The sequence below is a fragment of the Caldimonas sp. genome (assembly GCF_046291045.1).
Taxonomy (GTDB): Bacteria; Pseudomonadota; Gammaproteobacteria; order Burkholderiales; family Burkholderiaceae_C; genus Caldimonas.
This window is the reverse complement of the sequence record NZ_JBKBSL010000055.1, coordinates 1-13,178: the sequence shown is the minus strand read 5'-3', so window position 1 is coordinate 13,178 and position 13,178 is coordinate 1. Positions and strand designations below refer to the sequence as shown.

Genomic DNA, 13,178 nt, shown 5'->3' with positions numbered 1-13,178 from the left:
AAGGCATGGAGCCGGCCACGCCTGCAAGCGTGGCCGTGGAACGTAATGCCGGTGCCGCAGGCATGCGAAGCAACGCTTCGCAAGGCATGGAGCCGGCCACGCCTGCAAGCGTGGCCGTGGACGGACACGGTGTGCACCCGGCATGAGGACGCCGGTGGATGTCGCCGTGGGCGTGCTGGTCGAGCGCACGCCGGCAGGGGAGGGCCGCTTCCTGCTCACCTCGCGTCCGCAGGGCAAGGTCTATGCGGGCTACTGGGAGTTCCCGGGGGGCAAGCTCGAGGCCGGCGAGTCGGTGGAGGAGGCGCTGCGCCGCGAGTTGCATGAGGAACTGGGCATCACCATCGGAGCCGTGCATCCGTGGAAGGTCGAACTGGTCGATTACCCGCATGCCCTGGTGCGCCTGCACTTTTGCAAGGTCTACGACTGGGCCGGCGAGTTCGAGATGCGCGAAGGCCAGTCCATGGCCTGGCAGGAACTGCCGGTGCGGGTGCATCCGGTGCTGCCGGGCACGGTGCCGGTGCTGCAGTGGTTTGCGGCCGAACGGCGCTTCGTCGGGCCGACCCACGCGGACTGACCGGGCGTCAATGCACTGGCGGCGTGGCGTCCGGGGCCTCGGTGTCGGCGCTGTCCGGCGGCGCCGGCACGCGGTAGCTCTCGCTGGCCCAGGCTCCGAAATCCAGGTTCTTGCAGCGTTCGCTGCAGAAGGGGCGGTGCGGGTTCTCGGGCGCATACAGGCTCGGCCCGCCACAGGCTGGGCAGCGCACGGTGCGGGGTTTGGGCGGCGCTGAACTCATCCGGTGCACAAGGTCAGTTCGAAGCCCAGATCCTCGGTGGAGGGCCGCAGCCGCCCTTCCTCGTCCTGACGCATGAAACGGATCGACACCATCAGCCGATGGCCGCTGATCTCGGGCACGAGACCGGAGGACGGGTCCAGGCGCACTCGCATGAGCTGGTAGCTGCGCCCGGCGGGCAGGCTCTGCTGGTACTGGCCCGCCATGGCCATCACCTTGTGGGGCACGCCGGACTCTCGCAGCAGGCCCAGCAACACGCGCAGGGCCTCGGCCAGTGGCATCAGCGTGCCCACCCAGCGCTGCAGGTCGGCTTGCCGCCGCTCGGCGGGCAACTTCTGCCAGGCGTAATAGGCGGGCAGGTCGAACTCGCAGGTGCCGCCCGGGATGCTGATGCGGCTGCGCACGCTCATCAGCCATTCGTTGCCTGTGAGCGCATGGCCCGCCTTGCCGGGCAACTGGTTGAGTCGGACGAAAGCGTGGTCGATGCGGCCGATCACCTCGTCCAGGGCCTGCTCGGAAATCGAGGGGTTGCCGCGGTAGCCGCTGAGCACGGTCTTCTGGCGTTCCAGATCCTTGAGAAGGTCGGACTTGAGGTCGGCCCGCGAGGCCACGTCCATGATCTCGAACAGGGTGGCCAGTGCGAAATGATGGTCAACGGCTGCTTCACGCGACATCAGCTGACCCAGCCGGTCGAACAGATGTTCGAGCCGCAGCATGGTGCGGATGCTTTCGTTGAAGGGGTATTCGTAAAGGATCAAGGCCAGCAGCACGATGCGAGAAGATGCCGGGCATTGTTCCACACCCGGACCAGGTGGACCACCGGCGCGCCGCCCAAGACCCCGTCTGCCGGTGGGCCACCGCCGCCTCGCTTGCGGTCCGGCACGTGCTCAGGCGGCCGGATGCCACCAGGCCCACAGCGCCTCCAGCGTGGCATGCAGGTCGGCCAGCGTGTCGGTGTCGTTGGCGACGACGATGTCGGCGGCGGCCAAGCGCTGCGAGCGCGAGACCTGCTGGGCGATGATGGACTGCACAGCCTGCCGTGTCAGTCCCGAACGCCGCATCACGCGATCCACCTGACGCTCGGGCGGGCAGTCGACCACGAGCACCTGGTCCACCCGGGCGCGCCAAACGCGAGACTCGACGAGCAAGGGCACATCGAAGACCAGCATCTGGTCCGGCCGGGCCTGGGCTGCCAGGCGCGTCGCTTCCGCACCGATCAGCGGATGCAAGATGGCCTCCAACCGTGCCTTGAGCTGTGGATCGCGGAAGACGAGTTCGCGCATGACCTCACGGTTCAGGGCCCCGTCAGAGGTGAGGGCCGCATCGCCGAAGGCCTCGCGGATCGGCGCGATGCCGGCCCCACCGGCCTGTGTGAGCTGGCGCGAGATCGCATCGGTGTCGACCAGATGGGCGCCGCGCTCGCGCAGCCAGGCCGCCACCGTGCTCTTGCCGCTGCCGATGCCGCCGGTCAGACCCAGGCGGCGGGGACGGGCAAGTCGTGGACGGTCCATGCGGTCAGGCCCAGCCGATCCAGCCCAGCACGGTATCGGCGCCCACGAAGTACACCAGCACGCCGGCGCCGGCCAAGAAAGGGCCGAAGGGCACGTAGCGGCCTTCGCGCAGGCGGCTGGCCAGCTTCATCCCGATGCCCACGATGGCACCGATCAGCGAGGCGATCAGTGCGATCGGCAGCAGGGTGTTCCAGCCCAGCCAGGCGCCCAGTGCGGCCAGCAGTTTGAAGTCGCCAAAGCCCATGCCTTCCTTGCCGGTGGTCAGCTTGAAGAGCCAATAGACGGACCACAGCGACAAATAGCCCGCCACGGCACCCCACAGGGCGGTGGACAAGGGGATCGTCCAGCCCAAGGCGGCGGCGATCAGGCCGCCCCACAACAGGGGTTGGGTGAGTTGGTCAGGCAGCAAGGTGGTGTCCCAGTCGATGAAGGTCAGGGCCACCAAGGTGGCCATCACGGCGCACCAGGCTAGCGCCACCGGCTGGGGGCCGAGCTTCCAGGCCACGCCGGCGAAAAGTGTGGCGGTCAGCAGCTCGACGCCGGGATAGCGCCAGGAGATCGGAGCCTTGCAGGCCGAGCAGCGAGCGCGCAGCACGATCCAACTGATGACGGGAATGTTTTCGTACCAGCGGATGCGGTGTCCACACTGGGGGCAGCGCGAGCCTGGCCGCAGCAGGCTGAGCGGCTCGCCGTCGTCGGGCAGGGGCTGCTCGAGCAACTCGGCACTGTCGCGCCGCCACTGCCGCTCCAGCATCAGGGGCAGGCGGTGGATGACCACGTTGAGGAAGCTGCCGACGCACAGGCCCAGCACGGCCAGGGCGGCCGGCGAGAGCCACCAGGCAAGCACTTCAGGGGACATCGAGATTCTTGCGGTTGTGCTTCAGACCACCTGGCCCAGCTTGAAGATCGGCAGGTACATCGACACCACGATGCCACCGATGATGCCACCCAGGACAACGATGATGACGGGTTCGAGCAGGCTCGACAACCCCTTGACGGCTTCATCGACCTCTTGCTCGAAGAACTCGGCGGCCTTGTTGAGCATGTGGTCCAGCGAGCCGGATTCCTCGCCGATCGCGCACATCTGCAGCACCATCACCGGGAAGATGCCGGTGGACTGCATGGCCGTGGTCAGGCTCGTGCCGGTGGAGACGTCCTTCTGGATCTTCTCGGTGGCCTCGGCGAACACGGCATTGCCCGAGGCGCCGCCCACCGAGTCGAGGGCTTCGACCAGCGGCACGCCGGCGGCGAACATCGTGGCCAGCGTGCGCGTCCAGCGCGCCACGGCCGACTTGTAGACCAGCGGGCCGAACAGGGGCACTTTCAGCAACAGGCGGTCCATGGCTTTTTGCATCTTCTCCGAGCGTTTCCAGCTTTCGAAGAAGAAGTAGGTGCCACCGATCAGCACACCGAAGATGATGTACCAGTACCGGACGAACAGGTCGGACATGGCCATGACCAGCAGCGTGGGTGCCGGCAGGTCGGCGCCGAAGGACGTGAAGATCTCCTTGAAAGCCGGGATCACGAAGATCATGATGATGGCCACCACCACGAAGGCCACCACCAGCACGGCCACCGGGTAGACCAGGGCCGACTTGATCTTGGCCTTGATGGCCTCGGTCTTTTCCTTGTAAGTGGCCAACCGCTCGAGCAGCGTCTCGAGAATGCCGCCGGCCTCGCCCGCTTCGACCAGGTTGCAGTACAGCGCATCGAAGTACAGCGGATGCTTGCGCAGGGCGGTCGACAGGCTGGTGCCGGTCTCGACGTCCATGCGGATCTCGTTGAGCAGCTTGGTCAGTCGCGGGTTGCTGCTGCCGCGGCCCACGATGTCGAAGGCCTGCAGCAACGGCACGCCGGCGCGCATCATCGTGGCCAGTTGGCGGGTGAAGATGGCGATGTCCTTGGGCTTGATCGCCTTGCCCCCGCTCATGCGGCGCTTCTTGACCTTGGTGACCAGCACGCCCTGGCGGCGCAGGCTGGCGCTGACCATGGCTTCGCCGCCGGCACGCATCTCCCCGCGCACGGCCTTGCCGTTGCGGTCCTTGCCTTCCCATTCGAAGACGAATTCCTGGGTCTTCTTTGCTGCTGCAACTGCCATGGTGCCTCCAGGGCGCAAACCCTGTTTCAAAACTTATTCGTTGGTCACGGAAATGACTTCTTCCAGCGTCGTCACCCCGAGCCGGACTTTGTACAAACCTGCCTGACGCAGATCCCGCACCCCCTCCTTCTGGGCTTGGGCGGCAATGTCCATCGCCGAGCCGTCGGCCAGGATGATGCGTTGGATCTCCTCGGAAATGGGCATCACTTGGTAAATGCCGACGCGCCCTTTGTAGCCATTGTTACAACTTGAGCAGCCCACGGCACGGTAGGGCTTCCAGCTGCCGTCGAGTTCCTCATCCTTGAAGCCGGCCTTGAGCATGGCCTCGCGCGGGTAGGTGGCCGGCTGCTTGCAGTTCTCGCACAGGCGCCGCGCCAGGCGTTGGGCGGTGATCAGGATCACGCTGGAGGCGATGTTGAACGGCGCCACGCCCATGTTGCGCAGGCGAGTCAACGTCGAAGGGGCATCGTTCGTGTGCAGCGTGGACATCACCAAATGACCGGTCTGGGCGGCCTTGATGGCGATGTCGGCGGTTTCCAGGTCGCGGATCTCACCGACCATGATGACGTCCGGATCCTGGCGCAGGAAGGCCTTGAGCGCCGCCGCGAAAGTCAGCCCCGCCTTCTCGTTGACGTTCACCTGGTTGATGCCCGGCAGGTTGATTTCGGCCGGATCCTCCACGGTCGAGATGTTCACCCCGGGCTGGTTCAGGATGTTCAGGCAGGTGTAGAGCGAGACCGTCTTGCCGCTGCCGGTGGGGCCGGTGACGAGCACCATGCCATAGGGGCGGTGGATGGCGGCCAGCAGCCGTTCCTTTTCCGCCTTTTCGTAGCCCAGGGCCTCGATGCCCAGCTTGGCACTGGACGGGTCGAGGATGCGGATCACGATCTTCTCGCCGAACAGCGTGGGCAGCGTGCTGACGCGAAAGTCGATGGCGCGGTTGCCGAACTTCAGCTTCATGCGCCCGTCCTGGGGCACGCGCTTTTCGGCGATGTCCAAGCGCGAGATCACCTTGATGCGAGAGGCCAGCTTGTCCTTGATGGCAAGGGGCGGCTGGGTGATCTCGCGCAGCTCGCCGTCGATGCGGAAGCGCACGCGGTAGTTCAGCTCGTAGGGCTCGAAATGCAGATCGGACGCGCGCATATTGATCGCGTCGATCAGCATCTTCTGCAGGAAGCGCACGACCGGCGCGTCCTCCACGTCGGCCGCCACTTCCGAGGCTTCTGCCGCGGCGGTGTCTTCCTCCGTCACGTCGAACTCGAAGTCGCCGCCGACGATGTTTTCCAGCGCCTCGCTGGCCGAGGCGCCCAGTCCTTCGAGCACCTTGACCAGCTTGTCGTGCTCGACCAGCACCCACTCGGGCGTGAGCTGGGTGGCGAACTTGATGCGCTCGAGCGCTTCCTGGTCGGTCGGGTCGGCACCGGCGATGAACAGGCGGCTACCTCGTTTGCCCAGGGGGACGACCTGGTACTGGGCCGACAGCTTGGCATCGAACAGGCCCCGAGGCAGACGTTGGACGTCGACGGCGCTCAGATCGATGAGCGGCAGCGAAAACGCCGCCGACAGGGTGTGCGCCAGGTCGCTGGGGGAGACGGCGCCGGCGGCGATGACCGCGCCGATGAAGCTGCTGCGCTTTTCCTTGGCTTGCTTGGCCAGGTCCTCGGCGGTCTTGACGCTGAGCTTGCCGGCGTTGACCAGCACGCGCGCCACGCCGGACAGCGTGGAGTTCGGGGCCTCAGCCAGGGTGTCCATGCCAGAAGGTCGAGTTGGGAAAAAGTGAGCGGTCGCACAGCGCCCGAAGGCGCCGTGGGTGGAGCCGGGCAATGATCGCTGATCCTTTCCACACTGTAAACCTTGCAAGCCCATGCAAGCCGGGGCAGGCGGCACGGCGCCGGCGGCGACATGGTGAACAAATGCACGGGGGGGACCGAAATCTGACCGTCGGGTGTCCGCTGGTGGGGGCTTTCGTGCCGGCAGATGCAGGCGTCTCGAAAGGCGCTCGCTGCCCATGGGCGGGCTGGATCGGCGCATCCAAGCCTGGTGGGCCACAGGCGGCCGTGAAGGCCCCGCCTTGCGTTGCCGGGATGCAACAATTCGGCCGGAGGCCGACGAGACGTCAGGAAGGCTGCGAACGCGCAGCGGGCCGATGTGTCTCACGTGCCGATGGAGTCCAAGATCATGGCCATCACTGCAATCGACAGCATCGAACCCCTCATCGTCACGGTGGCGCCCAATGGCGCGTACAAGACCACCGAGCAGCACCCGGCGGTCCCACTGACGCCGCAAGCCTTGGCCCAAACCGCCAAGGCTTGCCTGGACGCCGGCGCGTCGATGCTGCACATGCATGTGCGTCGGCCTGACGGGCGCCACTGGCTCGATGCCCAAGCCTACCGTGAAGCCACGGCGGCGGTGCGGCGGGCCGTGGGCTCGGAGTTGGTCGTGCAGATCACTACCGAGGCTGCCAAGCTCTACGAACCGGCGGCCCAGATGGCCGTGGTGCGTGAGGTCGTGCCCGAGGCCGTCTCCGTGGGCTTGCGTGAACTGCATGTGCCGGCGGTGAGCGAGGCCGAATTGGGGCGCTTCTTTCAATGGTTGGTCGGGCAGCGTGTCATGACCCAGGTGATCCTCTACGATGTGGCCGATGTGCAGGACTGGCAAGACTTGCGCCGCCGTGGCGTGATCCCCGAAGCACCGTGGTTCCTGCTCTTCGTGCTGGGGCGCTACAGCGCGGGTCAGACGTCCTCGCCCCTGGACTTGCTACCTTTTGTGCAGGCCCATGATGGGGACCACCCCTGGGCCGTATGCGCCTTTGGGGCGCGAGAGCATGCATGCGCGATGGCTGCCGCAGCGCTGGGCGGACATGTTCGAGTGGGGTTCGAGAACAACGTGCTGCTGCGAGACGGGCAGATCGCCCCGGACAACGCAGCGCTGGTCGCCCAGATCGCGCAAGGAGCGCAAGTGCTGGGGCGCGAACTCGCCACGGCCGATCAAGTGCGAGCGCGTTTCGGCCGCGCCTGAATGCAGCGGCTTTCCGAACGCGCGAGCGCACGTTGAACGTCCCGAGCCAAGTGCGGCCGCCCCTGCCGAGGCTCGTTCATCGCCATCGGTTGAAACGACCCTGCCCCGCTTTGCCTGGGCCGCCGCCAGCGCGAGCTGCGGGGACGCTTCTTTCGTCGGTCAGAAGTATTCGTCCTTCCACTGTGCCGCATCGGCGACCAGCTGAGTCAGCCGGTCTGCCTGGCGGGCCACGAAGTCGGCGATGCCTTGCACGAAAGCCCTCTCGGCCTCGCCCTCGTAGTCGGCTGCCTGGGCCTGCGCTGCTGCTTCTGCGGCGGCCAGCTTGGCCAGGCGTTGGCCTTCGCGGCGCATCAGCTTGCGGTCGATGCCGCAGCGGGTAGCAAAGTCGGCCAGGGCGAAGGCCGAGACCTCGGCATGGCTGAAGACGTCGCCGTAGGCCATGGACAGCTCGGTGTCGAAGCCGTCGTACTGCAGCACGCTGACCAGGTCGTACCAGGGTGCAGGCTCCAGCAGCCCGCCCGGGCGCACAAAGAACGAGAAGTTCTTGCCGTGGGCGTCGCTGTTGCCAATCAAGAATTGGAACAGCGCCCAGCGCAGCATGGCCAGCCGTGTGGCCGCCTTGTTCGCCGTGAGGTCGGCACATCCGAACAGGCGCGCGAAGCTCACGCCATCGCGGATGTGGCGCACCGCCTCGGCATTGCCCAGGTTACGCTCGTACTTGTAGGCCACGGGCAGGTCGCAAGCTTGGGCAGCGTCGATGATGTGCCGGCGGCGAACCCGCGGCTGGCCGTCGACGGTCTCGACTTCGCGGTCGAAGCGGCGCACGACCAGCACCGGGCGAGGCGTGCGCAACAAGCTCACCTCAGCGACTGGCAGCTTCATGCGGCGGGCCAGCGACATGCAGAAGTGCTCGTTGACCGCCAGGTGCGGGGTTTGCGGGTTGCCGGTGTCGGGCTTGAGGATGTGGGTCGAGGCCAAACGCTGCCCGTCCACCAAGAAGAGTCGCCCGCCCTCCCGCAGCGGACGGTCAAGGTAGACCAGCAGCTTGTCTTGCAGGCCGGCCACCGACATGCGCACCTTGCCGTCCCAGACCGTCAGCGGTACCTGCTCGCGTTCGGCGATGCGCTGGTCGAGCTCCTGGAGGGGGATTTCTCGCAGGAGGGGTTCGGCGGCGGGCGGTGCCGGGTTCGTCTGTCCGGTGAAGCGCAGGGCGCCCGCGGTCTCGGCGCCAAGCGCCCAGATCAGACCGAAGACGTTGGTCTTGGCCAGACCGTTGTAGGCCACGGCCACGTCCAGCGCGCGCCCCTCGGGCAGCAGGTGCTCGATGAAGCGCTTGATGGATGCGGAAGGATAGTCGGCCGCCGGGCGTGCCAGGGGCAGCGCCGGAGACAGCGGGTAAGACTTGGCATCAGCGATCCAGGGCTCGACATAACTCAGGCTCCAGCGGTCGTCGCGCCCTTCGTGCTCGATGGTGGCGACCTGCGCCTCGTCGGTCCAGACCTGCAGTGCGTGGGTCATCCCGGTCGCCTCATGGCTTGGGGGTGACGGGAGGGGCCGATGGCTTGGCTGAAGGGCCTGAACCGCAGGATGAGACCGCTTCGCGGACCCACGGGTGTTCCTTGGGCAGCACCATGAGCGTCAGGCCCAGGCCATCGAGCACGGCCAGGGCTTTGTCCAGGCGGACCGAGCCCTGGCCGTTTTCGAGCCGGGACATGAGATCCACGGACACGCCGAGCAGGTTTGCCGCATCGTCGATGCGCAGCGACTGCGACTTGCGGCGCTCGCGCACGACCGGGCCCAGGTCTGCGGCGGACAGGAGCAGGGTCGGTGGGCGGCTGGCAGGATCAGTCATGTCGGAACTTCAGTGGCGGGGCTTCCGGAGCGCTTCAAGCGAATGATTTCTGCTATTCCGAAATAATAGGCGGTTCTGAGAACTTCTCCGGCATAATTTCGGTAAATCAGAAATTTATTGACTTCGAGGGCTTCTTCAGAATGTATTACTGATTTTCCGAAATTATGGGTGAAGTCTGCCAGACCCCCTACCTTCGCCATGGAACACGGGCGCGATGACCGGCCAACCCAGACCCGCAAGCCGGCGCGACGTCCAGCGTGGGCTGGGCGGCGCATGTCGCAGTTGCAGCCGTTGAGGAGCCGGGTCCGGGGCTGTCGATGAGCCATCCGCGCCGAAGGCCGCCTGTCTGTCACCAATCGGCCAGCAGCGACTGCAGAAACAACAAAGCCCCGCTGTGCGGGGCTTTGAAACTCATCGATTCATGAAGGCAAGTCTGGTCGGGGTGAGAGGATTCGAACCTCCGGCCTCTACGTCCCGAACGTAGCGCTCTACCAGGCTAAGCTACACCCCGATGCAATCTTCTCGCGGTCTGAAAAGATCAAGCTGACCGATCAACCGAGCGAACACAAAATTCTAGCAGAGCTTCCCGATAGAGGGAAGCCGGCAGGGCCTGCAGGCATTGCCGGGCCGTGTCGGCCTCGACGCGAGCGGCCTCGCGTGTCGCATCCAGCGCTCCCGTGCGGCGCACGATCGCGAGGATGTCCTTCAGGCGCTCCACCTCGCCGTGCTCGATGGCGTGGCGGATCAACTGCCGCTCCTGAGCGCTGCCGCGCTCCATCGCGATCAGCAGCGGCATCGTGGGCTTGCCTTCGCGCAGGTCGTCGCCGACGTTCTTGCCCAGCGCATCGGTGGAGCCTTCGTAGTCGAGCAGGTCGTCGACGAGCTGGAAGGCCGTGCCCAGGTGGCGGCCGTAGTCGGCACAGGCCTGCTCGACCTCGGCCGGTGCGTCGGCCAGCACCGCGCCCAGGCGGGCGCTGGCCTCGAAGAGCTTGGCGGTCTTGTAGCGGATGACGCGCAGGTAGGCCTCGATGTCGGTATCGGGGTCGTGCATGTTCATCAGCTGCAGGACCTCGCCCTCGGCAATGATGTTGGTGGCCTCGGCCAGCACGTCGAGCACGCGCATGCGGTCGATGGCCACCATCATCTGGAAGGCACGCGAGTACAGAAAGTCGCCCACGAGGACGCTGGCGGCGTTGCCGAACACCGCATTGGCCGTTTCGCGCCCGCGGCGCAGCTGGGATTCGTCCACCACGTCGTCATGCAGCAAGGTGGCGGTGTGGATGAACTCGACCACCGCTGCCAGTTCGTGCCGCTGCGGGCCGTCGAAGCCCAGCGCCCGGGCCACCAGGATCACCAGCTGAGGCCGGATGCGCTTGCCGCCGGCGCTGACGAGGTAGTGAGCGATCTGGTTGATCAGCGCCACCTCGGAGGCCAGGCGCCGCTGGATCACGGCGTCGACGTCGGCCATTTCGGCAGCGAGCAACTGGGAAAGGGCAGGGGAGGGAGAGTCAGGGGCGGACACGCGAAAGGCCCAGGGACGTGAATCTGCGGATTATAGGGAGGCATGTGCCGGCCCTCCGTGGCCGCTGGCTTGGCCTTGCGGGGCGGAGTGCGCGGGTATGCTATACTTTTGGGCTCGGTCAATTTCTGGCCGGGTGTGGGTCATGGCTTCAAGAGGCCTGCGGGCGACCGCCGGCGCATCGTGCGCGGGCCATGACGATCGGTGCGGGCCTTGCCTTCGAGGCGCGCGTTTGTGAAAGGGCTGATATGTACGCGGTCATAAAAACCGGTGGCAAGCAATACAAGGTGGCTGCCGGCGAAAAGATCAAGGTAGAACAGATTGCTGCGGAAGTCGGCCAAGAGATCGTGATCGACCAGGTTCTCGCCGTGGGCAACGGCACCGAGCTGAAGGTTGGCACGCCCTTGGTTGCCGGCGCCAGCGTCAAGGCCACGGTGGTGGCTCATGGCAAGCACGACAAGGTGCGCATCTTCAAGCTGCGCCGTCGCAAGCACTACAAGAAGAGTCAAGGGCATCGCCAGACCTACACCGAGCTGCAGATCAGCGCGGTGGCCGCCTGACCCCCCTCCAGGAGTAAGCAACCATGGCACAGAAAAAAGGCGGCGGTTCCACCCGGAACGGCCGCGACTCCCAACCGAAGATGCTCGGCGTGAAGGTGTTCGGCGGCCAGGTCGTGCCGGCCGGCTCGATCATCGTGCGCCAGCGCGGCACGCGCTTCCATGCCGGGGTGAACGTCGGCACGGGTCGTGACCACACCTTGTTCGCCCTGGTCGACGGCCAGGTGTCCTTCGACGTGAAGGGCCCGCTGAACCGCAAGGTGGTGAGCGTCACGCCGCTCTGACCGGCGACGTTCCACCGTAGCGAAGCCCCGGCCTGCCGGGGCTTCGTTGTTTGCGCCGCCGCCAACCCGGCGGTCGGCGCTGCAGTACCATCGCCAACGGTGGCCGGCCCTTGCGCGCGGTCGCTCTGGGCGGGACAGGACATCATGAAATTCGTTGACGAAGCCTACATCGACGTGGCCGCCGGCAATGGTGGCAACGGCTGCGTGAGCTTCCGCCGCGAAAAGTTCATCCCCTTCGGCGGCCCGAACGGGGGTGACGGTGGGCGCGGCGGCAGCGTCTACGCCGTGGGCGACCGCAACCTCAACACCCTGGTCGACTTCCGCTATGCGCGCCGGCACGAAGCGCGCAACGGCGAGCATGGCCGGGGTTCGGACCAGTTCGGCGCCGCGGCCGAGGACATCGTCCTGCGCATGCCGGTGGGCACCATCATCACCGACGTCGACACGGGCGAGGTGGTGGCCGAGCTGCTGGTGCCGGGGCAGAAGGTGCTGCTGGCCAAGGGGGGCGATGGCGGCTTCGGTAACTTGCATTTCAAGTCCAGCACCAACCGGGCGCCGCGTCAGCGCACGATGGGCTGGCCTGGCCAGCAGCGTCGGCTTAAGCTGGAGCTGCGGGTGCTGGCCGACGTGGGCCTGCTGGGCATGCCCAATGCGGGCAAGTCCACGCTGATCGCGGCCATCTCCAACGCGCGGCCCAAGATCGCCGACTATCCCTTCACCACTTTGCACCCCAACCTGGGCGTGGTGCGCGTCGGGCCGGAGCAGAGCTTCGTCGTGGCCGATGTGCCCGGGTTGATCGAAGGCGCCGCCGAGGGCGCGGGCCTGGGGCACCAGTTCCTGCGCCACCTGCAGCGCACCCGTTTGCTGCTGCACCTGGTGGACCTGGCGCCCTTCGACGACGGGACCGACCCGGTCGCCCAGGCCAAGGCCATCGTGGCCGAACTGAAGAAGTACGACAAGACCTTGTACGAGAAGCCGCGCTGGCTGGTGCTGAACAAGCTGGACATGGTGCCCGAGGACGAACGCGCGGCGCGCGTGAAAGACTTCGTCAAGCGCATGCGCTGGAAGGGGCCGGTCTTCGAGATTTCGGCGCTCACGCGCGAGGGCTGCGAGCCCCTGGTGCGGGCGATCTACGATCATGTGGCGGCGATGCGCGAGCCCGACGTGGAAGAGCCCGACGTGCGTTTTGTGCCCGAGGCTGCCACCGAAGCCGCGCCGCCCGCGCCGGTCCACGACCCGGACGATCCGCGTTTTCGCTGAGTCCGTGGTCGCCTCTGTTTCCTCGCTCGCCTGCATCCATGAGTGACGTGCTTCGCAATGCCCGCCGTATCGTCGTGAAGGTGGGCTCCAGCCTGGTGACCAACGAGGGCCGCGGCCTGGATGCCCACGCCATCGGCAACTGGTGCCGCCAGTTGGCGGCGCTGGCCCGTGAGGGCCGGGAGGTGATCATGGTCTCCAGTGGGGCGATCGCCGAGGGCATGAAGCGGCTGGGCTGGAGCAGCCGTCCGACCGAGTTGCACGAACTCCAGGCCGCGGCCGCCGTGGGCC

General features: G+C 66.5%; 14 protein-coding genes, 1 tRNA gene and 1 pseudogene. 6 read left to right on the top strand and 10 right to left on the bottom strand.

Annotated features, from left to right (window positions below; genetic code table 11):
* Window positions 1-142 precede the first annotated feature (142 nt).
* Complete coding sequence (locus ACK4ZD_RS14525) at window positions 143-574, top strand: NUDIX domain-containing protein (protein ID WP_409663594.1); 432 nt, start codon at window positions 143-145, stop codon at window positions 572-574.
* A 7-nt stretch (window positions 575-581) separates the two neighbouring features.
* Here the strand turns inward: ACK4ZD_RS14525 and ACK4ZD_RS14520 are convergent, their stop codons facing one another.
* The 6 genes from ACK4ZD_RS14520 to pilB form a co-directional block, all read right to left on the bottom strand.
* A complete protein-coding gene (locus ACK4ZD_RS14520) occupies window positions 582-794 on the bottom strand; it encodes a DNA gyrase inhibitor YacG (RefSeq protein WP_409663591.1) in 213 nt (70 codons plus the stop codon).
* Window positions 791-1,549 (bottom strand): cell division protein ZapD, encoded by a 759-nt coding sequence (gene zapD / locus ACK4ZD_RS14515; protein WP_409663600.1) that lies wholly within the window; start codon window positions 1,547-1,549, stop codon window positions 791-793. The genes ACK4ZD_RS14520 and zapD overlap by 4 nt, the downstream gene beginning before the upstream one ends.
* 129 nt (window positions 1,550-1,678) lie before the next feature.
* Window positions 1,679-2,302 carry a dephospho-CoA kinase gene (gene coaE / locus ACK4ZD_RS14510; protein WP_409663588.1) on the bottom strand — a complete coding sequence of 208 codons (624 nt, stop codon included), beginning with the start codon at window positions 2,300-2,302 and terminating at the stop codon, window positions 1,679-1,681.
* Window positions 2,303-2,306: 4 nt separating this feature from the next.
* Complete coding sequence (locus tag ACK4ZD_RS14505; protein WP_409663586.1) at window positions 2,307-3,161, bottom strand: prepilin peptidase; 855 nt, start codon at window positions 3,159-3,161, stop codon at window positions 2,307-2,309.
* A 21-nt stretch (window positions 3,162-3,182) separates the two neighbouring features.
* Window positions 3,183-4,400 carry a type II secretion system F family protein gene (locus tag ACK4ZD_RS14500; RefSeq protein WP_409663583.1) on the bottom strand — a complete coding sequence of 406 codons (1,218 nt, stop codon included), beginning with the start codon at window positions 4,398-4,400 and terminating at the stop codon, window positions 3,183-3,185.
* Between the two features lie 33 nt (window positions 4,401-4,433).
* Window positions 4,434-6,152, bottom strand: coding sequence for a type IV-A pilus assembly ATPase PilB (pilB, locus tag ACK4ZD_RS14495; RefSeq protein WP_409663580.1), 1,719 nt, complete (start codon window positions 6,150-6,152; stop codon window positions 4,434-4,436).
* 426 nt (window positions 6,153-6,578) lie between these two features.
* Between pilB and ACK4ZD_RS14490 the strand changes: the two genes are divergently transcribed.
* Window positions 6,579-7,418: a 3-keto-5-aminohexanoate cleavage protein gene (locus ACK4ZD_RS14490; RefSeq protein ID WP_409663577.1), complete on the top strand. Its 840-nt coding sequence runs from the start codon at window positions 6,579-6,581 to the stop codon at window positions 7,416-7,418.
* A 159-nt stretch (window positions 7,419-7,577) separates the two neighbouring features.
* On the opposite strand, the gene ACK4ZD_RS14485 is transcribed toward ACK4ZD_RS14490, so the two are convergent.
* The 4 genes from ACK4ZD_RS14485 to ispB form a co-directional block, all read right to left on the bottom strand.
* Window positions 7,578-8,936: a HipA domain-containing protein gene (locus ACK4ZD_RS14485; protein WP_409663574.1), complete on the bottom strand. Its 1,359-nt coding sequence runs from the start codon at window positions 8,934-8,936 to the stop codon at window positions 7,578-7,580.
* Window positions 8,937-8,946: 10 nt separating this feature from the next.
* The gene (locus tag ACK4ZD_RS14480; RefSeq protein WP_409663572.1) at window positions 8,947-9,270 is read right to left on the bottom strand and encodes a helix-turn-helix domain-containing protein; all 324 of its coding nucleotides are present in this window, start codon (window positions 9,268-9,270) and stop codon (window positions 8,947-8,949) included.
* Window positions 9,271-9,704: 434 nt separating this feature from the next.
* Window positions 9,705-9,781, bottom strand: a tRNA-Pro gene (locus tag ACK4ZD_RS14475).
* Window positions 9,782-9,808: 27 nt separating this feature from the next.
* Window positions 9,809-10,792 (bottom strand): octaprenyl diphosphate synthase, encoded by a 984-nt coding sequence (ispB, locus tag ACK4ZD_RS14470; RefSeq protein ID WP_409663569.1) that lies wholly within the window; start codon window positions 10,790-10,792, stop codon window positions 9,809-9,811.
* 245 nt (window positions 10,793-11,037) lie between these two features.
* Here ispB and rplU point away from each other — a divergent pair, with 245 nt between their 5' ends.
* The 4 genes and pseudogenes from rplU to ACK4ZD_RS14450 all read left to right on the top strand — a co-directional run.
* The gene (rplU, locus tag ACK4ZD_RS14465) at window positions 11,038-11,349 is read left to right on the top strand and encodes a 50S ribosomal protein L21 (protein ID WP_409663597.1); all 312 of its coding nucleotides are present in this window, start codon (window positions 11,038-11,040) and stop codon (window positions 11,347-11,349) included.
* A 23-nt stretch (window positions 11,350-11,372) separates the two neighbouring features.
* Window positions 11,373-11,630 (top strand): 50S ribosomal protein L27, encoded by a 258-nt coding sequence (rpmA, locus tag ACK4ZD_RS14460; RefSeq protein ID WP_409663566.1) that lies wholly within the window; start codon window positions 11,373-11,375, stop codon window positions 11,628-11,630.
* Window positions 11,631-11,774: 144 nt separating this feature from the next.
* Window positions 11,775-12,890 carry an Obg family GTPase CgtA gene (gene cgtA, locus ACK4ZD_RS14455; RefSeq protein ID WP_409663563.1) on the top strand — a complete coding sequence of 372 codons (1,116 nt, stop codon included), beginning with the start codon at window positions 11,775-11,777 and terminating at the stop codon, window positions 12,888-12,890.
* A 38-nt stretch (window positions 12,891-12,928) separates the two neighbouring features.
* Window positions 12,929-13,178, top strand: a pseudogene (locus ACK4ZD_RS14450) (glutamate 5-kinase); the annotation flags it as partial.

What these genes read in the sequence shown, in the direction of transcription:
- ACK4ZD_RS14480 (WP_409663572.1), bottom strand. Translation starts at nt 9,270, where the DNA reads ATGACTGATCCTGCCAGCCGCCCACCGACCCTGCTCCTGTCCGCCGCA.
- cgtA (WP_409663563.1), top strand. Translation starts at nt 11,775, where the DNA reads ATGAAATTCGTTGACGAAGCCTACATCGACGTGGCCGCCGGCAATGGT.
- ACK4ZD_RS14500 (WP_409663583.1), bottom strand. Translation starts at nt 4,400, where the DNA reads ATGGCAGTTGCAGCAGCAAAGAAGACCCAGGAATTCGTCTTCGAATGG.
- ACK4ZD_RS14490 (WP_409663577.1), top strand. Translation starts at nt 6,579, where the DNA reads ATGGCCATCACTGCAATCGACAGCATCGAACCCCTCATCGTCACGGTG.
- pilB (WP_409663580.1), bottom strand. Translation starts at nt 6,152, where the DNA reads ATGGACACCCTGGCTGAGGCCCCGAACTCCACGCTGTCCGGCGTGGCG.
- ACK4ZD_RS14520 (WP_409663591.1), bottom strand. Translation starts at nt 794, where the DNA reads ATGAGTTCAGCGCCGCCCAAACCCCGCACCGTGCGCTGCCCAGCCTGT.
- ACK4ZD_RS14505 (WP_409663586.1), bottom strand. Translation starts at nt 3,161, where the DNA reads ATGTCCCCTGAAGTGCTTGCCTGGTGGCTCTCGCCGGCCGCCCTGGCC.
- ACK4ZD_RS14525 (WP_409663594.1), top strand. Translation starts at nt 143, where the DNA reads ATGAGGACGCCGGTGGATGTCGCCGTGGGCGTGCTGGTCGAGCGCACG.
- ACK4ZD_RS14485 (WP_409663574.1), bottom strand. Translation starts at nt 8,936, where the DNA reads ATGACCCACGCACTGCAGGTCTGGACCGACGAGGCGCAGGTCGCCACC.
- rplU (WP_409663597.1), top strand. Translation starts at nt 11,038, where the DNA reads ATGTACGCGGTCATAAAAACCGGTGGCAAGCAATACAAGGTGGCTGCC.
- coaE (WP_409663588.1), bottom strand. Translation starts at nt 2,302, where the DNA reads ATGGACCGTCCACGACTTGCCCGTCCCCGCCGCCTGGGTCTGACCGGC.
- rpmA (WP_409663566.1), top strand. Translation starts at nt 11,373, where the DNA reads ATGGCACAGAAAAAAGGCGGCGGTTCCACCCGGAACGGCCGCGACTCC.